At 67.9% G+C, this 22,875-nt stretch carries 21 protein-coding genes; 13 read left to right on the top strand and 8 right to left on the bottom strand.

Features of this window, described 5'->3' with window-relative positions; genetic code table 11:
- Nucleotides 1–50 precede the first annotated feature (50 nt).
- Together fdx and iscX are read left to right on the top strand one after the other, a co-directional pair.
- Entirely contained in the window at nt 51–392 is a 342-nt protein-coding gene (fdx, locus tag WS46_RS14660; RefSeq protein WP_059464189.1) for an ISC system 2Fe-2S type ferredoxin, read from the top strand.
- A gap of 44 nt (nt 393–436) precedes the next feature.
- A complete protein-coding gene (gene iscX, locus WS46_RS14655; RefSeq protein ID WP_040144569.1) occupies nt 437–646 on the top strand; it encodes a Fe-S cluster assembly protein IscX in 210 nt (69 codons plus the stop codon).
- Between the two features lie 128 nt (nt 647–774).
- Here iscX and WS46_RS14650 read toward each other — a convergent pair whose 3' ends face one another.
- The 5 genes from WS46_RS14650 to WS46_RS14625 all read right to left on the bottom strand — a co-directional run bounded on the left by WS46_RS14650 (nt 775) and on the right by WS46_RS14625 (nt 7,519).
- Nucleotides 775–1,518 (bottom strand): glycine zipper 2TM domain-containing protein, encoded by a 744-nt coding sequence (locus tag WS46_RS14650; protein WP_059535846.1) that lies wholly within the window; start codon nt 1,516–1,518, stop codon nt 775–777.
- A 348-nt stretch (nt 1,519–1,866) separates the two neighbouring features.
- Nucleotides 1,867–3,393: a lysine--tRNA ligase gene (lysS, locus tag WS46_RS14645; RefSeq protein ID WP_059535844.1), complete on the bottom strand. Its 1,527-nt coding sequence runs from the start codon at nt 3,391–3,393 to the stop codon at nt 1,867–1,869.
- A 75-nt stretch (nt 3,394–3,468) separates the two neighbouring features.
- A protein-coding gene (gene prfB, locus WS46_RS14640; protein ID WP_107938119.1) for a peptide chain release factor 2 occupies nt 3,469–4,573 on the bottom strand; the annotation gives its coding sequence in 2 pieces (ribosomal slippage) (nt 3,469–4,491 and nt 4,493–4,573; 1,104 coding nt in all).
- Between the two features lie 161 nt (nt 4,574–4,734).
- Entirely contained in the window at nt 4,735–6,432 is a 1,698-nt protein-coding gene (recJ, locus tag WS46_RS14630; protein WP_059690947.1) for a single-stranded-DNA-specific exonuclease RecJ, read from the bottom strand.
- A 10-nt stretch (nt 6,433–6,442) separates the two neighbouring features.
- Nucleotides 6,443–7,519, bottom strand: a complete 1,077-nt coding sequence (locus WS46_RS14625) for a hypothetical protein (protein ID WP_059690946.1) — start codon at nt 7,517–7,519, stop codon at nt 6,443–6,445.
- Between the two features lie 152 nt (nt 7,520–7,671).
- Between WS46_RS14625 and WS46_RS14620 the strand changes: the two genes are divergently transcribed.
- The 9 genes from WS46_RS14620 (at nt 7,672) to ftsB (ending at nt 18,638) form a co-directional block, all read left to right on the top strand.
- On the top strand, nt 7,672–8,925 hold the full coding sequence (locus WS46_RS14620; RefSeq protein ID WP_059535838.1) for a lipoprotein-releasing ABC transporter permease subunit: 1,254 nt from the start codon (nt 7,672–7,674) through the stop codon (nt 8,923–8,925).
- A gap of 55 nt (nt 8,926–8,980) precedes the next feature.
- The gene (lolD, locus tag WS46_RS14615; protein WP_059450449.1) at nt 8,981–9,676 is read left to right on the top strand and encodes a lipoprotein-releasing ABC transporter ATP-binding protein LolD; all 696 of its coding nucleotides are present in this window, start codon (nt 8,981–8,983) and stop codon (nt 9,674–9,676) included.
- A 64-nt stretch (nt 9,677–9,740) separates the two neighbouring features.
- Nucleotides 9,741–10,529 (top strand): TatD family hydrolase, encoded by a 789-nt coding sequence (locus WS46_RS14610; RefSeq protein WP_059690945.1) that lies wholly within the window; start codon nt 9,741–9,743, stop codon nt 10,527–10,529.
- A gap of 54 nt (nt 10,530–10,583) precedes the next feature.
- Nucleotides 10,584–13,076: a DNA internalization-related competence protein ComEC/Rec2 gene (locus WS46_RS14605; RefSeq protein ID WP_059690944.1), complete on the top strand. Its 2,493-nt coding sequence runs from the start codon at nt 10,584–10,586 to the stop codon at nt 13,074–13,076.
- 134 nt (nt 13,077–13,210) lie between these two features.
- Entirely contained in the window at nt 13,211–14,056 is an 846-nt protein-coding gene (locus tag WS46_RS14600; RefSeq protein WP_059535830.1) for an alpha/beta fold hydrolase, read from the top strand.
- A 174-nt stretch (nt 14,057–14,230) separates the two neighbouring features.
- Nucleotides 14,231–15,889, top strand: a complete 1,659-nt coding sequence (locus tag WS46_RS14595; RefSeq protein WP_059690943.1) for a CTP synthase — start codon at nt 14,231–14,233, stop codon at nt 15,887–15,889.
- Nucleotides 15,886–16,740 (top strand): 3-deoxy-8-phosphooctulonate synthase, encoded by an 855-nt coding sequence (kdsA, locus tag WS46_RS14590; protein WP_014896643.1) that lies wholly within the window; start codon nt 15,886–15,888, stop codon nt 16,738–16,740. The genes WS46_RS14595 and kdsA overlap by 4 nt, the downstream gene beginning before the upstream one ends.
- Nucleotides 16,741–16,846: 106 nt before the next feature.
- Complete coding sequence (eno, locus tag WS46_RS14585) at nt 16,847–18,130, top strand: phosphopyruvate hydratase (RefSeq protein ID WP_011885396.1); 1,284 nt, start codon at nt 16,847–16,849, stop codon at nt 18,128–18,130.
- An 82-nt stretch (nt 18,131–18,212) separates the two neighbouring features.
- On the top strand, nt 18,213–18,638 hold the full coding sequence (ftsB, locus tag WS46_RS14580) for a cell division protein FtsB (protein ID WP_059690942.1): 426 nt from the start codon (nt 18,213–18,215) through the stop codon (nt 18,636–18,638).
- A gap of 94 nt (nt 18,639–18,732) precedes the next feature.
- Here the strand turns inward: ftsB and WS46_RS14575 are convergent, their stop codons facing one another.
- The 3 genes from WS46_RS14575 to WS46_RS14565 all read right to left on the bottom strand — a co-directional run bounded on the left by WS46_RS14575 (nt 18,733) and on the right by WS46_RS14565 (nt 20,731).
- Nucleotides 18,733–19,092 (bottom strand): hypothetical protein, encoded by a 360-nt coding sequence (locus tag WS46_RS14575; protein ID WP_059535824.1) that lies wholly within the window; start codon nt 19,090–19,092, stop codon nt 18,733–18,735.
- 138 nt (nt 19,093–19,230) lie between these two features.
- Nucleotides 19,231–20,181, bottom strand: a complete 951-nt coding sequence (gene hslO, locus WS46_RS14570; RefSeq protein WP_059690941.1) for an Hsp33 family molecular chaperone HslO — start codon at nt 20,179–20,181, stop codon at nt 19,231–19,233.
- Nucleotides 20,182–20,206: 25 nt separating this feature from the next.
- Nucleotides 20,207–20,731 carry a gamma carbonic anhydrase family protein gene (locus tag WS46_RS14565; protein ID WP_059535820.1) on the bottom strand — a complete coding sequence of 175 codons (525 nt, stop codon included), beginning with the start codon at nt 20,729–20,731 and terminating at the stop codon, nt 20,207–20,209.
- Between the two features lie 144 nt (nt 20,732–20,875).
- On the opposite strand from WS46_RS14565, the gene WS46_RS14560 reads away from it, so the two are divergent.
- Together WS46_RS14560 and WS46_RS14555 are read left to right on the top strand one after the other, a co-directional pair.
- On the top strand, nt 20,876–21,733 hold the full coding sequence (locus tag WS46_RS14560) for a ferritin-like domain-containing protein (RefSeq protein ID WP_059690940.1): 858 nt from the start codon (nt 20,876–20,878) through the stop codon (nt 21,731–21,733).
- A 199-nt stretch (nt 21,734–21,932) separates the two neighbouring features.
- Entirely contained in the window at nt 21,933–22,823 is an 891-nt protein-coding gene (locus WS46_RS14555; protein WP_059690939.1) for an alpha/beta fold hydrolase, read from the top strand.
- Nucleotides 22,824–22,875 lie beyond the last annotated feature (52 nt).

The raw sequence follows: 22,875 nt of genomic DNA, 5'->3' as shown, positions 1-22,875 counted from the left end.
ATATTGAACCGTGCGGCGCCAGTCGCCGCACCCTGACTGACGGAACGGACATGCCTCAACTGGTGGTGCTGCCTCACGTCGAACTGTGCCCGGACGGTGCAGTGATCGACGCGACGCCCGGCAAGAGTATTTGCGACAACCTGCTCGACAACGGGATCGAGATCGAGCATGCGTGCGAGAAGTCGTGCGCATGCACGACCTGTCACGTGGTGATCCGCGAGGGCTTCAACGATCTCGACCCGTCCGACGAGGACGAAGACGACCTGCTCGACAAGGCCTGGGGCCTCGAGCCGACGTCGCGTCTGTCGTGCCAGGCAATCGTGAAGGAAGATTCTGACCTAGTGGTCGAGATCCCGAAGTACTCGATCAACCACGCGAAGGAAAATCACTGACGGATCGGCGGGGCGGACTCGCCGCGTACACGGGAGAGCAGGCCATGAAATGGACCGATTCGCGCGAAATCGCCATCGCGCTGGCAGACAAGCATCCGGACGTCGATCCGCAGCGGATCAATTTCGTCGACCTGCGCCAATGGGTCATCGAACTGGACGGCTTCACCGACGACCCGGCGCACTCGGGCGAAAAGATCCTCGAAGCGATCCAGGCCCACTGGATCGATGAATCCGACTTCGACGACGAAGACTGAGATTTGCGCTGGCGCCTCGCGCCATGCGGCTCCGGCAACGCTCCCGCAAAAAGAAAAGGCTCGTGATGCTTCACGAGCCTTTTTCATTTCCGGCGCGACGCAAGGGCTGCCCGGCGAGACGTCAGGCGTTACGCGCCGACCAGCGTCCCGTTCTCGATCCGCACGCGCTGGCCCTGGCCGAACGGCGGCGGGTTGTGGTACGTGAACGTGCGCGTCGCGCCGCTTTCCATCTGGACCTGCACCTGGTAGTCGGTTTCCGCGCGCACCTGCTTCTCGACCTGATTGCCGGCGAGACCGCCGCCGAGCGCGCCGATGATCGTCATTGCCGTGCGGCCGTTGCCGTGACCGAACTGGTTGCCGAGCAGGCCGCCGGCCGCTGCGCCGCCGACCGCGCCGATCCCCGAGCTCTGGCCCGGCGTACGCGTCTGCGTGATCGCGACGACGGTGCCGCAGGTCTGGCAATAAGCCGCCTGCGCGGGCGCGGACGGCTGCTGCGCGTATTGCGGCGGTTGCGGCGCCGGCGTATGGCGGCGATGCGTGGCGGCAGGGCGCGGCGCGGGCTTCGGTTCGGCCTGGGCTGCCGCCGCTTTCTCGGCCGCCGCCTTCTGCTGCGCGGCCTGTTCGGCTGCCTGCTGCTGCGCTTGCGCGGCGAGCGCGGCGCTGGCCGCAGCGGCCGTATCGACAGCCGGTTGCGACGCGATCAGCGCGGCCTGGGTCTGGCCGTTCTGCGCGTTGTTGCTGTTGGCCTTCGGGAAGATGCCCGTGATCGCTGCGGTGGCCGCGAGGCTCGCGACGATCACGGCGCCTGCCGCGGTCGCGATGAGCGGGTGAAGGCGTTGCTTTTGCGGCGTGGTTTGATTCTGGTTGTCCATTTTGTTCTCTCCGGTGTCGATCTGGCTTCGCACGTTGGTGCCGGCCGGATCCCACGCTCGGGAGCGAGCAGACTCGGCGTTCCGGCGCCGCGTTCTGGTCCCGTGGTCATGCGTGGTGACGCAACAGGAGTGTCGTCCACGGGCGAGGGTCGCACCGTATCAAGGTGTAACGAATTGCAGCGCGGGGGCAGCGGGCGTTACAGGGAAAACCCGGAGAAGGCCGTCGCGACGAGGAGATAAAACGGGGGAGGATCGAAAACCGGCGAACGCCGGCGGGCGGGATTTACGCGTGGTTACAAAGCTGACGCGTGCGCGCCGCAGGGCGCGGCGCACACGCGGGCTCGGCCGTCAGTCTTCGCGGCGCAGGTGCGGGAACAGCAGCACGTCGCGGATCGTCGGGCTGTCGGTCAGCAGCATCACGAGACGGTCGATGCCGATCCCGCAACCGCCCGTCGGCGGCATCCCGTGTTCGAGCGCGCGGATGTAGTCGGCGTCGAAGAACATCGCTTCCTCGTCGCCCGCATCCTTCTGCTCGACCTGCTTCTTGAAGCGCGCGGCCTGGTCTTCCGGATCATTCAGCTCCGAGAAGCCGTTCGCGATCTCGCGGCCGGTCATGAACAGCTCGAAACGCTCGGTGATGCCCGGCACCGTATCCGATGCGCGTGCGAGCGGCGACACCTCGACCGGGTAATCGATGATGTAGGTCGGCTCCCACAGCTGCGATTCGGCGGTTTCCTCGAACAGCGCGAGCTGCAGCGCGCCGATGCCGGCGTTCAGGAAGGCCGGCTGCGACACGTCCACGCCGAGGCGCTTCAGTTCGGAGCGCAGGAACGCGTCGTCCGACAGCTGGCCGTCGGTGTACTGCGGCGCGTATTTCTGGATCGCCTGCGTGATCGTCAGGCGGTGGAACGGCTTCGCGAGGTCGAGCTCGCGGCCCTGGTACTGGATCGTCGCGGTGCCGAGCGCATCGATCGCCGCCTGGCGGATCAGCTGCTCGGTGAAGTCCATCAGCCAGCGGTAGTCGGTGTACGCGGCGTAGAACTCCATCATCGTGAATTCCGGGTTGTGGCGCGGCGATACGCCTTCATTCCGGAAGTTGCGGTTGATCTCGAACACGCGCTCGAAGCCGCCGACGATCAGGCGCTTCAGGTACAGCTCCGGCGCGATGCGCAGGAACATCTGCATGTCGAGCGCGTTGTGGTGCGTGACGAACGGCTTCGCCGCGGCGCCGCCCGGGATCGGGTGCAGCATCGGCGTTTCGACTTCCATGAAGTCGGCGTTGTCCATGAACTTGCGGATCGACGCGATGGTCTTGGTGCGCGCGCGGAACGTGTCACGCGTTTCCGGCGTGACGATCAGATCGACGTAGCGCTGGCGATAGCGCATTTCCTGGTCGGCGAGGCCGTGGAACTTGTCCGGCAGCGGACGCAGCGCCTTCGACAGCAGGCGCAGCTCCTTGCACTGGACCGACAGCTCGCCCTTGTTGGTGCGGAACAGCACGCCGCGCGCGGCGACGATGTCGCCGAGGTCCCACTTCTTGAATGCGTCGTAGGTTTCCGCGCCGACGTCGTTCGGCGTCACGAAGAACTGGATCTGGCCCGAACCGTCCTGCACCGTCGCGAAGCTCGCCTTGCCCATCACGCGCTTGAGCATCATGCGGCCGGCGACCGATACCTCGACCGGGTTCGCCTCGAGCGCGGCCTTGTCCGAGTCGGCGAATTTCGCCTGGAGATCGGCGGCGTGATGCGTCGGCCGGAAATCGTTCGGATAGGCGACGCCTTGCTCGCGCAATGCGCGCAGCTTCTCGCGGCGCTCGGCGATGATCTGGTTTTCGTCCGCCGCGACGGCGGGCTGCGTTTGGGTCGGTTCGGTCATGATGGTCGGAATTCGGAGTGGGTGCGGCAACGCAACGGGAAGGGCGGCGCGACCGCAGGGGCCGCGCCGCGGCGCTTACACGCCCTGTTTGAGGCTCGCGCTGATGAAGTCGTCGAGATCGCCGTCGAGCACGGCCTTCGTGTTGCTCATTTCGACGTTCGTACGGAGGTCCTTCACGCGGCTCTGGTCGAGGACGTACGAGCGGATCTGGTGACCCCAGCCCACATCGGTCTTGCTCGATTCGAGCTTGTCCTGCTCGGCCTGGCGCTTGCGCATTTCGGCTTCGTAGAGGCGCGACTTCAGCATGGCCATCGCTTCGGCGCGGTTGCGGTGCTGCGAGCGGTCGTTCTGGCACTGCACGACGATGCCGGTCGGCATGTGCGTGATCCGCACGGCCGAGTCGGTCTTGTTGATGTGCTGGCCGCCCGCGCCCGATGCGCGATACGTGTCGATGCGCAGGTCGGCCGGGTTGACCTCGACTTCGATCGAGTCGTCGATTTCCGGATACACGAACACCGACGAGAACGACGTGTGGCGGCCGCCCGACGAGTCGAACGGCGACTTGCGCACGAGGCGGTGGATGCCGGTTTCGGTGCGCAGGAAGCCGTACGCGTATTCGCCCGACACCTTGATCGTCGCGTTCTTGATGCCCGCGACATCGCCGTCGGACTCTTCGAGCACTTCGGCCTTGAAGCCCTTGCGTTCGCAGTAGCGCAGGTATTGGCGCAGCAGCATCGACGCCCAGTCGCACGCCTCGGTGCCGCCGGCGCCGGCCTGGATGTCGATGAAGCAGTTGTTCGGGTCGGCCGGGTTCGAGAACATCCGGCGGAATTCGATGTCGCCGACGCGCGCTTCGAGCTTCTTCGCGTCGTCTTCGGATGCGACGAGGGTGTCTTCGTCGCCTTCCTCGCGTGCCAGCTCGAACAGGTCGAGCGCATCGCGCAGGTCGCTATCGAGTGCCGTCAGCGTCGTGACGACGCCTTCGAGCAGCTTCTTCTCGCGGCCGAGTGCCTGGGCGTTCTTCGAATCGTTCCAGACGTTCGGGTCTTCGAGTTCCTTGTTGACTTCGGTCAGACGCGCAGATTTGGCGTCGTAGTCAAAGATACCCCCGAAGCTCGCCGGCGCGCGTGCGCAGGTCGAGCAGGGAGCTTTCGATCGCGTTGAGACGTTCCGCTTCCATGATCGTTCGCTATTCTTGCTTCGTAAAAAAGCGGAATTATAGCCGATCGGCGGGGTTTCCCGGTGACGCGGAACGTGCTTGCATGCGCGCCGCGGCCCCGTTCGGCGCGGCGCGCATGCGGCCCGCGCGTGCCGCGGGCGGGTTGGCCGGGCGGGCGGCGCTCAGCCGGCCGCGTGTTCGACGATCAGCTGGACGCGCGTCACGCCGTTCCACGTGTCGGCCACGAGGCGGTACGCGATCAGCGCGCTCGCCGGCAGCGGCTCGGTGTGGTTGAACCAGATCGCGTTGAAGCGCTGGCGGCCGCGCGCCAGCTGCAGCTTCAGGTGCTTTTCCTTCACGAGCGACTGCGACACGACGTCGAATTCGCCGGAGAAAAGCGGGGCCGGAAAGCCCTGACCCCAGACGGCTTCGTCGAGCAGCCCGACGAACTGCGGCGTGAAATACGCTTCCTCGAGTTCGCCGTCGGTCTCGATCACACGCGCCAGCGCGTCGTCGGACAACCACTCGCGCGCGACGGCCTCGAATGCAGCCGCGAAGCGCGGCACGTTGCCGGTGTCGAGCGTGAGGCCGGCCGCCATCGCGTGGCCGCCGAACGCGACGATCAGGTCGGGTTCGCGCTTCGATACCAGGTCGAGCGCGTCACGCAGGTGGAAGCCGGGAATCGAGCGGCCCGAACCCTTGACCCGCGTGCCGGCTTCGTCCGCATGCGCGAACGTGAACGACGGGCGGTGGAATTTCTCCTTGAGCCGCCCGGCGACGATGCCGATCACGCCCTGGTGCCATTCCGGGTTGAACAGCGTGATCGTGCACGCGTCGGCCGGATCGACGTCGGCGAGATCGGCCAGCGCCTGCTGCTGCATGCCGGCCTCGATCTCGCGGCGCTCGCGGTTCATCGTGTCGAGCTGCTGCGCGAGGTCCCACGCGCGGCCGATGTCGTCGGTGATCAGGCACTCGATGCCGAGCGACATGTCCGAGAGCCGCCCGGCGGCGTTCAGGCGCGGGCCGAGGCCGAAGCCGAGGTCGAAGCCCGATGCGGTGCGCGCCTCGCGGCCGGCCGCGCGGAACAGCGCGGCGATGCCCGGCTGCATGCGGCCGTTGCGGATGCGCTGCAGCCCCTGCGCGACGAGCACGCGGTTGTTGCCGTCGAGCCGCACGACGTCGGCGACGGTGCCGAGCGCGACGAGGTCGAGCAGCCCGTCGAGGCGCGGCTCGGCCTCCTTGCTCGCGAACGCGCCGCGGCGGCGCAGCTCGGCGCGCAGCGCGAGCAGCACGTAGAACATCACGCCGACGCCGGCGATGTGCTTGCTCGGGAATGCGCAACCGGGCTGGTTCGGGTTGACGATCGCGCGCGCGGCCGGCAGCGCGTCGCCGGGCAGGTGGTGATCGGTGACGAGCACGTCGATGCCGCGCGCGTTCGCGGCTTCGACGCCCGCGACGCTCGCGATCCCGTTGTCGACGGTGATCAGCAGGTCGGGCTTGCTCGCGGCCGCGAGTTCGACGATCTCGGGCGTGAGCCCGTAGCCGTATTCGAAGCGGTTCGGCACCAGGTAGTCGATCTGCGCGCCGAACATCCGCAGGCCGCGCACCGCGACCGCGCACGCGGTCGCGCCGTCGCAGTCGTAGTCGGCGACGACCAGCAGGCGCCGCTTGTCGGCGATCGCGTCGGCGAGCAGCGCCGCGGCGTCCGCGCAGCCTTTCAGTTCGGTGGGCGGGACGAGGCGCGCGAGGGCCGTCTCGATGTCGGTCGGGGACTGCACGCCGCGCGATGCATACAGGCGCGCGAGGACGGGGTGGAGGCCGTGGCGCGCGAGCGCTTCGGCGTCGGCGGGCGCGACGGGGCGGGTAACGATCCGGGTCATACAGGTCGGGTTATTCGAACAGGGATGCCAGCGCGCGGCGGCGCCAGAACTTGCGCAGGTCGCCGCGCGTCGCGTGCAGCGTCACGGAGCTGGTGTCGCCGCACAGCGTGAAATCGACGCCGGCCAGCTCGCCGTTCTGCAGCGCGGCGAGGGACGGCGCGAACCAGTCGCGCTCGAGCGCGGCGAGCGCATCGTGCCAGCGTGACCAGTCCTGCTCGATGTACGGGGCGGACAGCGTGGGCAGCTCGACGAGCGTCGCGCCGGCGGCGGCGGGCAGTGCGTCGAGTGCGGCCGGCACGCCGCCGGCTTCGGCTTGCGCGGCGCGCGCGAGGCCGAGCGCCGCGGGCGACGCGGACAGCACGCGCGCGAACGGCTTGCCGACCGGCTTCAGCGTGCCTTGCGCGTGGAACCAGATCGAATTGACGGCGGGCAGCCCGCGCGCTTCGCGCGCTTCGTTGACCGGATGCTGGAACCACGCCATCTGCACTTCGTTCTGCAGCTTCATCCACATCCGCGAGCGTTCGCCGGTGTGCGCTTCGTGCGGCAGCCAGATCTCGATGTTGCGGCCGCTCGCGCGCAGCGGCGCTGCGCCGGCGAGGCGGGCGAGCTGCTCGCTGGACAGGTACCAGCGCGCCGGCTGCGGCGCCTCCAGCCGCACGCCGAGCTCCTCGATCAGCGGGCGCGCGACCGCCAGCAAGGCGGCGGCGTCGCCGTCGTCGAGCGCGAGGCTCGCCGGGTCGACGAGCACGAGGTGGTCGTGAGCGATTTCGACGTGGACGGGTTCGACGCACGCCCAGGCCCGGGTGCCCGGGTCGCCGCCGTCCGCCAGCAGCATGTAGGGCGCGAGCGGCGCCTCGTCGGCGGCGTTGCCCTGGGTCGCGCCGAACTGGCGGGCCAGCCAGCGTTCGTGCGGCAGCGTGCGCTGGAAGTCCTCGCCGGCCACGCGCTCGACGAGGCTTGCGCGGGCGAGCAACTTTTCGAGCGCGTGGCTGTCCAGCGTGTGCAGGGACGAGGTCGCATCGGCCGCCGACGGCAGCGCGAACGGAACGAGAAAATGGAGGCGTCGGTCGTGCATGATGGTGCGCATTGTATGGCAAACTGCGCGCGTGATCGGGCCGGCGGACGGCCCGATTGCGTCCGGCGACCGTTTTTTCGGCCGTGCCCGGGCGGCCGGCCGCCGCCGGACGGCGCTCCGGCCACGGGCCGCCATCCCCGCCGTAACCAGCAGAAAGGATTCGCTTGAAACTTCCGTACGAATGGCAGATCGGCTGGCGCTACACGCGCGCCGGCAAACGCACGACCGGCAACGGCTTCATTTCCTTCATCGCGCTCGTTTCGATGCTCGGGATCGCGCTCGGCGTCGCGGCGCTGATCGTCGTGCTGTCCGTGATGAACGGCTTCCAGAAGGAAGTGCGCGACCGCATGCTGTCGGTGCTTGCGCACGTCGAGGTATTCTCGCCGACCGGCTCGATGCCCGATTGGCAACTGACCGCGCAGGAAGCGCGCCGCAATACGTCGGTGATCGGCGCGGCGCCGTACGTCGACGCGCAGGCGCTGCTCACGCGCCAGGACGCGGTGAGCGGCGTGATGCTGCGCGGCGTCGAGCCGTCGCTCGAACCGCAGGTGTCGGACATCGGCAAGGACATGAAGGCGGGCCAGCTCGCCGCGCTCGTGCCCGGCCAGTTCGGCATCGTGCTCGGCGACGCGCTCGCCGGCAACCTCGGCGTGACGGTCGGCGACAAGGTCACGCTCGTCGCGCCCGAAGGCACGATCACGCCGGCCGGGATGATGCCGCGGCTCAAGCAGTTCACGGTGGTCGGCGTGTTCGAGTCGGGCCACTACGAATACGACAGCACGCTCGCGATGATCAACATCCGCGATGCGGAGGCGCTGTTCCGGATGTCCGCGCCGACCGGCGTGCGGCTGCGGCTCACCGACATGCAGAAGGCGCCGCAGGTCGCGGTCGAGCTGTCGCATACGCTGTCGGGCAGCCTGTACATCCGCGACTGGACCCAGCAGAACAAGACCTGGTTCTCGGCCGTGCAGATCGAGAAGCGGATGATGTTCATCATCCTCACGCTGATCATCGCGGTGGCCGCGTTCAACCTCGTGTCGTCGCTCGTGATGACGGTGACCAACAAGCAGGCCGACATCGCGATCCTGCGCACGCTCGGCGCGCAACCAGGCTCGATCATGAAGATCTTCGTGGTGCAGGGCGTGACGATCGGCTTCGTCGGCACCGCGTCGGGCGTCGCGCTCGGCTGCCTGATCGCGTGGAGCATTCCGTGGCTGATCCCGATGATCGAGCATCTGTTCGGCGTGCAGTTCCTGCCGCCGTCGGTGTACTTCATCAGCGAGCTGCCGTCGGAGCTCGTCGCGGGCGACGTCATCAAGATCGGTCTGATCGCGTTCGTGCTGTCGGCCGTCGCGACGCTCTATCCGAGCTGGCGCGGCGCGAAGGTGAAGCCGGCGGAGGCGCTGCGCTATGAATGATCGCGCGACCGCATTGGCGGATTCACGACAACCCATCAGACAGGATTCGGCAGGTATGCAGGAATACGTGCTTCAGGCGCGCGGGATCACGAAGGCGTTCGTGCAGGGCGGCTTCAACGTGCAGGTGCTCAACAACACCGAGCTGACGGTGCGGCGCGGCGAGAAGCTCGCGGTCGTCGGCGCGTCGGGCTCCGGCAAGAGCACGCTGCTGCACGTGCTGGGCGGCCTCGACGAACCGAGCGCGGGCGAAGTGTCGCTGCTCGGCAAGCCGTTTACGCAACTCGCCGAGCGCGAGCGCAACGAGCTGCGCAACCGCGCGCTCGGCTTCGTCTACCAGTTCCATCACCTGCTGCCGGAATTCACCGCGCTGGACAACGTCGCGATGCCGCTGCGCATCCGCCGGATGACGACCGAGGATGCACGCGCGCAGGCACAGGCGATGCTCGAACGCGTCGGTCTCGGGCCGCGTGCGAAGCATCGGCCGGGCGAGCTGTCGGGCGGCGAGCGGCAACGCGTGGCGATCGCGCGTGCGCTGGTGACGAAGCCCGCGTGCGTACTCGCCGACGAGCCGACCGGCAACCTCGACGGCACGACCGCCGACACGGTGTTCAACCTGATGCTCGAACTGTCCGAGACGCTCGAAACGAGCTTCGTGATCGTCACGCACGATCCCGAGCTCGCGGCGCGCTGCGACCGCATCATGCGCCTGCGCGACGGCGTGCTGCACGAGGAGCCGGCGCTGCCGGTGTGAACGAACGCCCCGCCGTGCCGCCGGGCGAGGCCCGGCGCGGCGGCGAGGGCGCAGGAAAGCCGCCATGTGGATCGATACGCATTGCCATCTCGATGCCGCCGAGTTCGACGCCGACCGCGACGCCGTCGCGCACGCGGCGCGCGCGGCCGGCGTGTCGCGCATCGTGATTCCGAGCATCGGACGCGACAATTTCACGACGGTGCGCGAACTGGCGCAGCGCACGCCGGGTGCCGTCTACGCGCTCGGCATCCATCCGATGTATACGCCGCACGCGCGCGACGAGGATCTCGACCGCCTGCGCATGGAGATCGAGGCGAGCCTCGATGATCCGCGCTTCGTCGCGATCGGCGAGATCGGTCTCGACTACTTCGTGCCGGGCCTCGACGAGGATCGCCAGCAATTCTTCTATCAGGGGCAGCTCAAGCTCGCGCGCGAATTCGACCTGCCGGTGCTGTGCCACGTGCGCAAGTCGCAGGACCGCGTGCTCGCCGGGCTGCGCCGCTTCGGCGTGCGGCACGGCATCGCGCATGCGTTCAACGGCAGTTTCCAGCAGGCCGATGCGTATCTCGCGCAGGGGCTGCATCTCGGTTTCGGCGGCAACGTGACGTTCGGACGCGCGTTGCAGATCCGGCGGCTCGCCGCGCAGTTGCCGCTCGACGCGATCGTCGTCGAGACGGACGCGCCCGACATCGCGCCCGAGTGGGCGTACAAGTCCCGCAACGCGCCCGACCAGGTGCCGCGCATCGGCGGCGTGCTCGCCGAACTGCGCGGGATCGACGCGCACGCGCTGTCCCTATCCACAACGGCTAACGCGCTCGCCGCGCTGCCGCGCCTCGCACTTTCGTCCGCATAATCGTTGCCGGAAGGTGCCGCATCGACGGCGGCGCCAGGTCGACGAGGAGGTGCGATGCGCGTGTGGTGGATCGCGTTTGCGCTCGGCGTCGTCGTGCTGCAGCGGCAGGCGGCGTTGCCGGGCATGGGCGGCTGGGTAGGCGGGGCGGTCGTGCTGGCCGGTTGCGGCGCGCTGCTCGCAGGGTGCGCGCGGCGCCGTCGAACCCGCGCGATCGTCGCGCTCCGGTGGATGCTGTGCGCATGCGCCGCCGGTGCGATCGGATTCGGCTATGCGGCCGCACGTGCCGAATGGCGGTTGCGTGACAGCCTGCCGGTCGAGCGGGAAGGGCGCGACATCGTCGTCACGGGCGTGATCCGCGGGTTGCCGGTGATCGACGAGACCGGCGCGCGACTGCTGCTGGCCGTCGAATCGAACGATGCGGGGCTGGCCCGTTTCCCTCCGCTGATCCGGTTGTCGTGGCGCACGTACGGCGCGCGCGCAGCACGCGACGCGATGCCCGATTTGCGCGCCGCGCAGCGCTGGCGTCTCGTCGTGCGCCTGAAGCATCCGCATGCCGAGGCGAATCCCGGCGTGCGCGACAGCGAGGCGGCGTGGCTTGCCGCGGGCATTCGTGCGATCGGCTATGTGGTCGCGCCCGAGCGGGCGGAACTGCTCGACGCGCGGGCATCGGGATGGCGCGCGTCGATCGATCGGCTGCGCGACGCGCTGCGCAACGGTATCGGTGACGCGCTCGGCAGCAACGCGCGCCATCGCGGCATCGTGACCGCGCTCGCGGTCGGCGATCAATCCGGCATCGGCGACGACGCATGGCGCGTGCTGCGCAATACCGGCACGAGTCATCTGGTCGCGATTTCGGGCCTGCACGTCGGGCTCGTCGGCGCGCTCGCGGGCGGGATCGTATCGTGGGTCTGGCGGCGTCTGCGCTGGCGCGGACATGCAGCGGCGCTCGCGATGCCTGCGCCGTATGCGGCTTCGGTGGCGGCGCTGACGGCCGCCGCCGGCTATGCGGCGCTCGCCGGGTTCAACGTGCCGGCGCAGCGCGCGTGGTGGATGATCGCGGCCGGGGCGGCTGCCTATCTCGCCGGACGCAGCGTGCCGCCGTCCGCGGTGTTGTGCGCGGCGCTCGGCGGCGTGCTGCTGGTCGATCCGTGGGCGGTGGTGTCGGCCGGGTTCTGGCTGTCTTTTGGCGCGGTCGCCGTGATCCTGATGACCGTGGCGGGCTGGCGCGCGGTGCGCGAATTCGACGGCGGCGACGACCGCGGGACGGACGGCGCTGCCACGGTCGACCGCTGGCACCGCCTGCGCGCGTGGTGCCAGCGTGCCGGGCGCCGTGTCGCGGAGGCGACACGCGTGCAGTACGCGGTGACGATCGGTCTTGCGCCGCTGACGGCCGCGTGGTTCGCTCAAATCTCGGTATCGGGCCCGTTCGGCAATGCGTTTGCGATCCCGTGGGTCAGCGCCGTGGTGACGCCGATCGTGCTCGCCGGGATCGGGTTGCCCGCGCCGTTGGACGCGTATGCGTTCCGGCTCGCGCATGCGGCGCTCGAACCGATGATGGCGCTGCTCCGGCACCTCGCCGACTGGCCGGCCGGCGTGTTCTGGCTGCGCATGCCCGACTGGCCGGTTCTGGCGCTTGCGTGCGTGGGTGTCGCGTGGGTCTTGATGCCGCGCGGCTGGCCGCTGCGCTGGGCGGCGCCGATGACATGGCTGCCGCTGGTCGCGCCGGCACCCGATGCGCCGCCGCCCGGCGGCTTCCGGCTGACCGTGCTCGACGTCGGGCAGGGCGCGTCGGTGCTGGTGGAGACCGCGCGCCGGACCTTGCTGTTCGACGCGGGACCGGGGGCGGAGTCGACCCATGCCGGTGCGCGGATCGTCGCGCCGGCGTTGCGTGCCCGCGGAATCCGTACCGTCGATTCGCTCGTCCTGAGTCATGCGGATGCCGATCACGCGGGCGGCGCGGCGGCCGTCTATGCGGCCGCCGAGGTCCGCCAGCTGCTCGCCGGCATTGCGCCGCGGCACCGGCTGTGGCGCGACGCGCATGCGGCCGGCGTGGCGGATCGGCTGCCGTGCGCGGCCGGACAGCGGTGGATCTGGGACGGCGTCGTATTCACGATGTTGTGGCCGCCGGGCGTTGCCGGCGCGGGTTCCTCGAACGAGAAATCGTGCGTGCTGCGCATCGACGCGGGTGACACGTCGGCGCTGCTGACGGGCGACATCGAGGCACGCGCCGAGCGCCGTCTGGTGGACGATGCGCGCGACGCGCTGGCCGCGCAGATCCTCGTCGTGCCGCACCACGGCAGCCGCACGTCGTCGGTCGAGCCTTTCCTCGATTCGGTCGGGCCGCGCGTCGCGGTATTTCCTGTAGGCTATCGCAATCGATTCGGGCATCCGCACCGGACGGTCCTCGCGCGCTACGAAACGCGCGGGATTCCGCTGCCGCGCACCGATCGAGACGGGGCCGTGAGGTTCGACATCGCCCCGGCGAGCGGCGGTTTCGCGTTCGAGCGTCATCGCGATGCGCAGCGGCGGTACTGGATGGACCGGTGAGCGGCTCGACGGCGCGGGTCAAGAAGGCGGAGGCCGGAGGTGGTGCTGAAGGGCCAGCCCCGGCCGACCGCGAAGCATGGGACCGGAGTCAGCTCGAGCGCGCTGACTTCGGTCGACAAAGGAGACATCGGCGTTTGAAGGACATCCTCCATTTCTCGCATGCGAACGGTTTTCCGGCATCGACGTACCGGACGATCTTCGCCGAGCTGGCAGACGATTACGAGCTGCGCTACATCGAGCGCATCGGTCACGACCGCCGCTACCCGGTGACGCGCGACTGGCCGCATCTCGTCGAGCAGCTGCTCGACGACATCGGCAGCCGCTACGAGCGCCCGGTCTGGCTCGTCGGCCATTCGCTCGGCGGCTACCTGTCGTTGATGGCCGCGCTGAAGAAGCCGCACTGGGTGCGCGGCGTGGTGATGATCGATTCGCCGATCATCGCGGGATGGCGCGCCGGCGCATTGCGCGCGAGCCAATGGGCCGGGCTCGACGAACGGCTGTCGCCGGCGGCCGCGACGCGCAACCGGCGCACGCGCTGGGTGAGTCGCGACGAAGCCTGGCGGCACTTTCACGAGAAACCCGCGTTCGCGCGCTGGGACGAGCGGATGCTGTCCGACTACATCGACTACGGCATTCCACAGGCGGGCGCCGACGGCGAACGCGTGCTCGCGTTCGACCGGCAGGTCGAATACCTGATCTACCGGACACTGCCGCATACGCTCGGTCCGCGGCTCGCGCACGGCGCGCCGGTGCCGCTCGGCTTTCTCGCCGGCACGCGCTCGCGCGAAGTGCGGCAGGTCGGGCTCGATGCGACGCGTCGCGCGGCGCGCGGGCGCATCGAATGGCTCGAGGGCAGCCACCTGTTCCCGATGGAGCGGCCGATCGAGACGGCCCGCGCATTGCAGCGGATGCTGAGTTCGCTGAAAACGGCGGAGGGCGGCGTGCCGCGCGACAGCGCGGCGCTCGCGAAAAGCGCCTGACGCATCGGCCCGGTGCACCGGGCCGGCGTGCGCGGTTGCACCGACCGGCCGGCCGGTGCGCCCCGGCGCGCACGGCTGGCGCGGCACAGCGCGAAAGGGCGCGATCATCGCGTCAATTGCTGAGAGAAGGGCGGGCTTTACGGTATAATCCGTTTTTCCCGCGAGCATCCAGCGATGACCAAATATGTTTTCGTCACCGGCGGCGTAGTTTCTTCCCTCGGCAAGGGTATTGCCGCCGCCTCTCTCGCCGCGATCCTCGAATCGCGCGGTCTGAAAGTCACCCTCCTCAAACTCGATCCCTACATCAACGTCGACCCCGGCACGATGAGCCCGTTCCAGCACGGCGAAGTGTTCGTGACGGAAGACGGAGCGGAGACCGACCTCGACCTCGGCCACTATGAGCGCTTCATCAGCACGAAGATGCGCAAGGCCAACAACTTCACGACCGGCCAGATCTACGAATCGGTGATCCGCAAGGAACGCCGCGGCGACTATCTCGGCAAGACCGTGCAGGTGATTCCGCACATCACGAACGAAATCCAGGCGTTCATCGAGCGCGGGGCGGCATCGGCCACCTGCGGCGAGCCGGACGTCGCGATCGTCGAGATCGGCGGCACGGTCGGCGACATCGAGTCGCTGCCGTTCCTCGAGGCCGCGCGCCAGATGAGCCTGCGCCTCGGCCGCAACAGCGCGTGCTTCGTGCACCTGACGCTCGTGCCGTACGTCGCGACGGCCGGCGAGCTGAAGACGAAGCCGACCCAGCACAGCGTGCAGAAGCTGCGCGAGATCGGCATCCTGCCGCACGTGCTGCTGTGCCGTGCGGATCGCCGCATCCCCGACGACGAATCGAAGAAGATCTCGATGTTCTCGAACGTGCCGGAAGACGCCGTGATCTCGGTGTGGGACGCCGACAGCATCTACAAGATTCCGCAGATGCTGCACGACCAGGGCCTCGACCGGATCATCTGCGAGGAACTGAAGCTGTCGCCGAAGGACGCCGACCTGAGCATGTGGTCGGAGCTCGTCGAGAAGCTGGAAAACCCGAAGCACGAAGTCACGATCGGCATGGTCGGCAAGTATGTCGACCTGACCGAGTCGTACAAGTCGCTGATCGAGGCGCTGCGCCACGCATCGCTGCACACGTCGACCAAGGTCAACATCGAGTACATCGACTCGGAAGAGATCGAGACGAACGGTGTCGACAGCCTGAAGCATCTCGACGCCGTGCTGGTGCCGGGCGGTTTCGGCCGTCGCGGCACGGAAGGCAAGATCGCCGCGATCCGCTACGCGCGCGAGTCGAAGGTGCCGTACCTCGGCATCTGCCTCGGCATGCAGCTCGCGGTGATCGAATTCGCACGCGACGTCGTCGGCATGAAGCAGGCGAACAGCACGGAATTCGATCCGGACACGCCGGAACGCGTGGTCGCGCTGATCACCGAGTGGTACGACCGCGAAGGCAAGGTCGAGACGCGCACCGAGGAATCCGATCTCGGCGGCACGATGCGCCTCGGCTCGCAACGTTGCCCGATCAAGCCCGGCACGATGGCCGAAGAGATCTATGGCAAGGACGTGAACGAGCGTCACCGCCACCGTTATGAAGTCAATAACCGCTTCGTGCCCCAGCTCGAAGCCGGCGGCCTTATCATCAGCGCCCGTACCCCGAGCGAGGATCTGCCGGAAATGATGGAGCTGCCGCGTTCGATGCACCCGTGGTTCGTCGGCGTCCAGTTCCACCCGGAATTCACGTCCACGCCGCGTGACGGTCATCCCCTGTTCAAGTCGTTCGTCGAAGCCGCGCTCGCCAACAAGCAGGCGCGTGGAGTGCAAGCATGAAGCTGTGCGATTTCGAGGTCGGTCTCGACCAGCCTTTCTTCCTGATCGCGGGTACCTGCGTCGTCGAATCGGAGCAAATGACGATCGACACGGCGGGCCGCCTGAAGGAGATCTGCGAGAAGCTGAACGTTCCGTTCATCTACAAATCGTCCTACGACAAGGCGAATCGCAGCTCGGGCAAGTCGTTTCGCGGCCTCGGAATGGACGAGGGGCTGCGGATCCTCGGCGAGGTGAAGCGCCAGCTCGGCCTGCCGGTGCTGACCGACGTGCATTCGATCGAAGAGATCGAGCAGGTCGCGTCGGTCGTCGACGTGCTGCAGACGCCCGCGTTCCTGTGCCGCCAGACCGACTTCATCCACGCGTGCGCGCGCTCGGGCAAGCCCGTCAACATCAAGAAGGGCCAGTTCCTCGCGCCGCACGACATGAAGAACGTGATCGACAAGGCGCGCGACGCGGCGCGTGAAGCCGGTCTGTCGGAAGACCGCTTCATGGCGTGCGAGCGCGGCGTCTCGTTCGGCTACAACAACCTCGTGTCCGACATGCGTTCGCTCGCGATCATGCGCGAGACGAGCGCGCCGGTCGTGTTCGACGCGACCCACTCGGTGCAGCTGCCGGGCGGGCAGGGCACGAGCTCGGGCGGCCAGCGCGAATTCGTGCCGGTGCTCGCGCGTGCCGCGGTCGCGACGGGCGTCGCGGGCCTGTTCATGGAAACGCACCCGAATCCGGCCGAAGCGAAGTCCGACGGCCCGAACGCGGTGCCGCTGAACCGGATGGGCGCGCTGCTGGAGACCCTCGTCACGCTCGACCAGGCGGTGAAGCGCAATCCGTTCCTGGAAAACGATTTCAACTAAAGATCGAATGAACCTTGCGGCGGCTTCGCGCGTCAGTAGCGTAGGCGGTTTCGGCGCGCGTGCCATCGCAGTTTGAAGAATCCATCGTCATTCTCAGAGGAAACCCATGAGTGCAATCGTAGATATCATCGGCCGCGAGATTCTGGATTCGCGCGGCAACCCCACCGTCGAATGCGACGTGCTGCTCGAATCGGGCACGATGGGCCGCGCGGCGGTGCCGTCGGGCGCGTCCACCGGCTCGCGTGAAGCGATCGAACTGCGCGACGGCGAAGCCGGCCGCTACAACGGCAAGGGCGTGCTGAAGGCCGTCGAGCACATCAACACCGAAATCTCCGAAGCCATCATGGGCCTCGACGCGTCGGAACAGGCGTTCCTCGACAAGACGCTGCTCGAGCTGGACGGCACCGACAACAAGTCGCGCCTCGGCGCGAACGCGATGCTGGCCGTGTCGATGGCCGTCGCGAAGGCAGCGGCTGAAGAAGCCGGCCTGCCGCTGTACCGCTACTTCGGCGGCTCGGGCGCGATGCAGCTGCCCGTCCCGATGATGAACATCGTCAACGGCGGCGCGCACGCGAACAACAGCCTCGACATCCAGGAATTCATGATCGTCCCGGTGAGCCAGCCGACGTTCCGTGAAGCCCTGCGTTGCGGCGCGGAAGTGTTCCACGCGCTGAAGAAGATCCTGAGCGACCGCGGCATGAGCACGGCAGTCGGCGACGAAGGCGGCTTCGCGCCGAACTTCGGCAGCAACGACGAGTGCCTGTCGACGATCCTGCAGGCGATCGAGAAGGCCGGCTACCGTGCCGGCGAAGACGTGCTGCTCGCGCTCGACTGCGCCGCATCCGAGTTCTACCACGACGGCAAGTACCAGCTCGCGGGCGAAGGCCTGCAACTGTCGTCGGCCGAATTCACCGACTACCTCGCGACGCTCGCCGACAAGTTCCCGATCGTGTCGATCGAGGACGGCATGCACGAAGGCGACTGGGACGGCTGGAAGCTGCTGACCGAGCGCCTCGGCAAGAAGGTGCAGCTCGTCGGCGACGACCTGTTCGTCACGAACACGCGCATCCTGAAGGAAGGCATCGAGAAGGGCATCGCGAACTCGATCCTCATCAAGATCAACCAGATCGGTACGCTGACCGAAACGTTCGCGGCAATCGAAATGGCGAAGCGCGCGGGCTACACGGCCGTGATCTCGCACCGCTCGGGCGAAACGGAAGATTCGACGATCGCGGACATCGCGGTCGGCCTGAACGCCGGTCAGATCAAGACGGGTTCGCTGTCGCGCAGCGACCGCATCTCGAAGTACAACCAGTTGCTGCGCATCGAGGAAGACCTCGGCGATATCGCGAGCTACCCGGGCAAATCGGCTTTCTATAACCTGCGCTAACGCGCTACTATCGGGTTCGTCATCTCGACGCCGCTCTGTGCATGTTGCGCGGAGCGGCGCTTCTTATATCTGCGTCTCCTACATGCGGCTTGTCACTGTCGTCCTGATTGCCTTGCTGGCGCTCATTCAGTACCCCCTATGGTGGGGACACGGCGGCTGGTTGCGGGTGCACGAATTGCGCCAGCAGCTCGGCGATCAACTGCAGAAGAATGCGGACGAGAAGCTGCGCAATGAACGGATCGCGGGCGAAGTGCAGGATCTGCAGGGCGGTACCGCGGCCATCGAGGAGCGCGCGCGCTACGAGATGGGCATGGTGAAGGACGGCGAAGTATTCGTGCAGTTCGTGTCGCCGAATGCGCCGGCCGCGCCGCTGAACAACACGCCTTCGAGCACGTCGACGCGCGGTACGGTGTCCTCGGCGCCCGTGCGCGTCGTGCCGAACCCGCAATCGATCGCGAAGCCGTCGCGGCATCACGGCGGCGAGAAGGGCAAGGCCGCGCATCACTGAGCGCGGGAGTCCGAACCATTGAAAAAGCGCGGGAAATGCCGCGCTTTTTTATTTCCTGTCAGTCTTCAATCGAGTCGGTCGACGCGATCACGCATCACCACCACCAGCCCGGGTAACCGTAGCCATAACCGATGCCGGTGCCCCACCGGTTTCCCCAGCCGCCGCCGTAATAGCCGCCATAGACGGTCACGGGGGGCGGCGAGTAATACGCCCATGCGCGCGCGGCGGCCTCGGCCGCCATCGCGTCGTTCTGCTCGCGCAGCACCTGCCGGTCGATTTCGTCGTAGCGTTTGCGCTCCGCGCTCGACAGCGCGGGCGGCTGGCCGCCCGATGCGCCCGGTTCGGGCAGCCGGCTCAGGATCGTCGACGAAGGCGGCTGCACCGCGCAGCCGGCGAGGGCCAGTGTGCTGGCGGCGACACTGGTCAGGACGAGGGTGCGGAATGGGCGATTCATGAATTTCTCCAGCAGCGCGCCGACAGCGGAAAGCGGTTTGCGCCGAAGGCAGGACCTCCGGCGCCTGAGCCGTGCGTGCGACGCTCGTGCGTCATTATGCGCCCGCGCGCGCATGGCTCGCACGGGCGCGCCGCTCACTCAGTGACGCTGATCGGTCGCGGGCGTGATGCCGGTCGCGAGTTCCGGCGCGGCGAACAGCTGCGCGACGTCGACGGGATCGAACTCGTAGCGCTGGTTGCAGAACTCGCAGTGGATCTCGACGTGACCGCGCTCGACGATCACGCTGTCGACTTCGTCGCGGCCGAGCATGCGCAGCATCGCGCCGACCTTCTCGCGCGAGCACGAGCACTGGAAGCGCGTACCGGCCGGGTCGAAGTGCTGCACGTTTTCCTGCCAGAAGAGCCGGCGGAACACGACTTCCGGTTCGACCTCGAGCAGTTCCTTCGCGGACAGCGTGCCGCCGAGCGTGCAGACGCGCTCCCACGTGTCGGCGTCGGTCTCGGCGTTGCGCGGCACGATGCCGCCGTCGCCCGGCAGCTTCTGCAGCAGCATGCCGACCGCGCGGTCGCGATCGGCCGCGAGCCACAGCCGCGTGTCGAGCTGCTCCGAGTGATGCATGTAATGCTCGAGCACTTGCGACACCGATTCGAGCGGACCGTCGACGCTGTTCAGCGGCACGATGCCCTGATACGGCTGCTGGCCCGGCAGCTTCTCGGCCGGGTCGAGCGTGATCACGCAACGGCCGTGGCCGCTCGCGTTGACGAGCGACGCGAAGTGCGTGTCGTCGCCGATCGTCTGCGCGACGTCGCCGGCGAACTTGGCCGTGGCGCGCATCGACAGGTCCGAGCCGCACTGGACGACCAGCATCTGGACCGGCCCGTCGCCGAAGATCTGCATGATCAGGGTGCCGTGAAATTTCAGGTTCGCGGACAGCAGCGCACACGCGGCCATCATCTCGCCGAGCACCGTGCGCACCGGGGCAGGGTAGTCACGGCGGGAAAGCACCTCTTGCCACGTGTTGCGCAGCGACACGATCTCGCCGCGCACGGGTGCCGAATTGAACATGAATTTCTGTAACTGGTCGCTCACTCTTCTTCCTTGAAATCCGCGCGAATCAGCCGATTCGCACGAGTTGCTCCTTGAAATGCGCGCGTCGTTCGACGTACGTCTTCGCATTTGCGCGCAGCCGCGCGACGTCGTCCGCCGACAGCTCGCGCACGACCTTCGCCGGGGCGCCGAGAATCAGCGAATTGTCCGGGAACGTCTTGCCTTCCGTCACCACCGCGCCGGCACCAACCAGACAGTTGCGGCCGATGACCGCACCATTCAAGACCACCGCCTGAATCCCGATCAGCGAACCTTCGCCGATCGTGCATCCGTGCAGCATCGCCTGGTGCCCGATCGTCACGTTCTCGGCAATCGTCAGAGGAAAGCCGGGGTCCGTATGCAGGACCGCGCCTTCCTGGACGTTGCTGCCGGCACCGACCGTGATCGTCTCGTTGTCGCCGCGAATCGTCGCGCCGAACCATACGCTCGCGTTTTCCTCGAGCACGACCTTGCCGATGATGGCCGCCGTATCGGCGACGAATACGCTTTCGTGGATCGTCGGGGCCGTCTCGCCCAGTTTGTAGATCGTCACGGAGTCTCCTGGTCTCTTCGGTGATGGGCGCCGGTAGAATGGCGCGTCTGGCGTGCCGGGCGCATTGCGTGACGGCACAAACGCATATTGTAAACCGTCACGTGCATGCGCTCCCGCGATGCGCACGGGCGGTGCCCCCGCTTGATGAACATGGAGCCTTCTACTTTCATGGCTGCGTCGCACTGCGTGCGACGCACCGCGCTCGACGCGCTGCGGATGTCCGAGCCGGCCGCGAAGGCCGCTCGGGTCCGCGCGCTGCATGACGCGCTGCTGGCCGGGCAGGCCGCGATCGCACCGGCGCTCGATCTGGACGAACCGACCGACCTGCCCGGCCGTCCGGCGCGCCCGCCGCTCGTCGAGCCGCGCCAGCTCGAGCGCCGCAGCATGCGCTCGCCCGCGGGGCGCGCGGTGCTGCTGCACGCCCTCGCGCATATCGAATTCAACGCGATCAACCTCGCGCTCGATGCCGTGTGGCGCTTCGCCGGGATGCCCGACGCATTCTATGCGGACTGGCTGAAGGTCGCGGCCGAGGAGGCCCATCACTTCACGCTGCTCTCCGAGCGGCTTGCCGGGTTCGGGCATGCGTACGGTGATTTTCCCGCGCACAACGGGCTGTGGGAAATGTGCGAGCGGACCAAGGCCGATGTGCTCGCGCGGATGGCGCTCGTGCCGCGCACGCTCGAGGCGCGCGGGCTCGACGCGTCGCCGCCGATCCGCGCGCGGCTCGTGCAGGCGGGCGACGACGCGTCCGCGGCGATCCTCGACGTGATCCTGCGCGACGAGATCGGCCATGTCGCAATCGGGAATCGCTGGTTCCGGTACTTGTGCGACGAGGCAGGCCGTGATCCGGTGCCGGCCTACCGCGAGCTCGCCGAGCAGTACCATGCGCCGCGACTGCGCGGCCCGTTCAATTTCGACGCGCGTCGCATCGCGGGGTTCGAGCAGGCGGAGCTGGACGAACTCGCCGCGCAGGATGCGGCGGACGGCAAGGCGGCCGGTTAGCACGGCGGGCCGCCGCGAGTTGCCGACAGGCGGGCGAACGCTGTCGCCGTGCCGGCCTCGCGGATCGTTCGGCGGCATGTCCGCGGTGTCCGCATGCCGATTCCACGCGCCGGCGCTAGAGAGCTGCCTCGACTGCCAGGCGCCGGAACGGAAGCGCCATCGCTATAATCGAACGATCATTCTTTTTTTGGCGGCTGCAATGAGTGCCTCGAGTTCTGTTTCCGATTTCGTCACGGTGCGCGGCGTCAAGCTGCATGTGCGGCGCTGGGGCCGGCCCGATGCGCCGACGCTGTTCATGCTGCACGGCTGGATGGACGTCGCCGCATCGTTCCAGTTCGTCGTTGACGCACTCGCGGGCGACTGGCAGGTGATCGCGCCGGATGCGCGCGGCTTCGGCCTGTCCGACTGGCCGGTCGCGAGGCAGGGTGGCGGTCATTACTGGTTCCACGAGTACCTGGGCGACCTCGATGCGCTCGTCGATCACTATGCGCCCACCGGCGAAGTCAATTTGATCGGGCACAGCATGGGGGCGAACGTCGTGTGCCTGTATGCGGGCGCGCGCCCGGAGCGCGTGCGGCGCGTGGTCGACCTCGAAGGGTTCGGGCTCGCCCCCGCGCGGGCCGAGCAGGCGCCGCGCCGGCTGCGCGGCTGGCTCGACGAGCTGCGCGAGCCGCCGGTGTTGCGCCCGTACGCGTCGCTCGACGACGTGGCGGCCCGGCTGATCAAGACCAATCCGCGGCTCGAACCGCGCAGGGCCGCATTCCTTGCCGGGCACTGGTCGAAGCGTGGCGACGACGGCCTCTACCACCTGCTGGCGGATCCCGCGCACAAGATGGCGGGCCCGCAGCTGTACCGGCTCGACGAGGTGATGGCCGTCTGGAAGCAGGTGCGCGCGAAGGTGCTGCACGTCGAGGCCGTCAATTCGCCGACGCTCGCGTATCTCGCCGGCGACATCCCGCTGCCGGAGTTCAAGGCGCGCTTCGACGCGTTCCCCGACTGGCGCGAAAAGCTCGTCGAGGATGCCGGACACATGGTTCATCATGACCAGCCGGAGCAGATCGCGGCGCTGATCGAGGCGTTTTGCGCGTAGGCCGGCGGCAGCGGCGGCGGGGCAGGCGGGCGGCGCAATTGCCGCATTGCAG

The sequence above is a fragment of the Burkholderia sp. RF4-BP95 genome (genome assembly GCF_001521985.1).
Lineage (GTDB): Bacteria > Pseudomonadota > Gammaproteobacteria > Burkholderiales > Burkholderiaceae > Burkholderia > Burkholderia diffusa.
Note: the sequence above shows the minus strand (reverse complement) of the source record. Positions and strands in the feature narration are given on the sequence as shown.

Coding starts and splice junctions, on each gene's coding strand:
- fdx (WP_059464189.1), top strand. CDS start 51: ATGCCTCAACTGGTGGTGCTGCCTCACGTCGAACTGTGCCCGGACGGT.
- iscX (WP_040144569.1), top strand. CDS start 437: ATGAAATGGACCGATTCGCGCGAAATCGCCATCGCGCTGGCAGACAAG.
- WS46_RS14650 (WP_059535846.1), bottom strand. CDS start 1,518: ATGGACAACCAGAATCAAACCACGCCGCAAAAGCAACGCCTTCACCCG.
- lysS (WP_059535844.1), bottom strand. CDS start 3,393: ATGACCGAACCGACCCAAACGCAGCCCGCCGTCGCGGCGGACGAAAAC.
- recJ (WP_059690947.1), bottom strand. CDS start 6,432: ATGACCCGGATCGTTACCCGCCCCGTCGCGCCCGCCGACGCCGAAGCG.
- WS46_RS14625 (WP_059690946.1), bottom strand. CDS start 7,519: ATGCGCACCATCATGCACGACCGACGCCTCCATTTTCTCGTTCCGTTC.
- lolD (WP_059450449.1), top strand. CDS start 8,981: ATGCAGGAATACGTGCTTCAGGCGCGCGGGATCACGAAGGCGTTCGTG.
- WS46_RS14610 (WP_059690945.1), top strand. CDS start 9,741: ATGTGGATCGATACGCATTGCCATCTCGATGCCGCCGAGTTCGACGCC.
- WS46_RS14605 (WP_059690944.1), top strand. CDS start 10,584: ATGCGCGTGTGGTGGATCGCGTTTGCGCTCGGCGTCGTCGTGCTGCAG.
- WS46_RS14595 (WP_059690943.1), top strand. CDS start 14,231: ATGACCAAATATGTTTTCGTCACCGGCGGCGTAGTTTCTTCCCTCGGC.
- kdsA (WP_014896643.1), top strand. CDS start 15,886: ATGAAGCTGTGCGATTTCGAGGTCGGTCTCGACCAGCCTTTCTTCCTG.
- eno (WP_011885396.1), top strand. CDS start 16,847: ATGAGTGCAATCGTAGATATCATCGGCCGCGAGATTCTGGATTCGCGC.
- ftsB (WP_059690942.1), top strand. CDS start 18,213: ATGCGGCTTGTCACTGTCGTCCTGATTGCCTTGCTGGCGCTCATTCAG.
- WS46_RS14575 (WP_059535824.1), bottom strand. CDS start 19,092: ATGAATCGCCCATTCCGCACCCTCGTCCTGACCAGTGTCGCCGCCAGC.
- WS46_RS14560 (WP_059690940.1), top strand. CDS start 20,876: ATGAACATGGAGCCTTCTACTTTCATGGCTGCGTCGCACTGCGTGCGA.
- WS46_RS14555 (WP_059690939.1), top strand. CDS start 21,933: ATGAGTGCCTCGAGTTCTGTTTCCGATTTCGTCACGGTGCGCGGCGTC.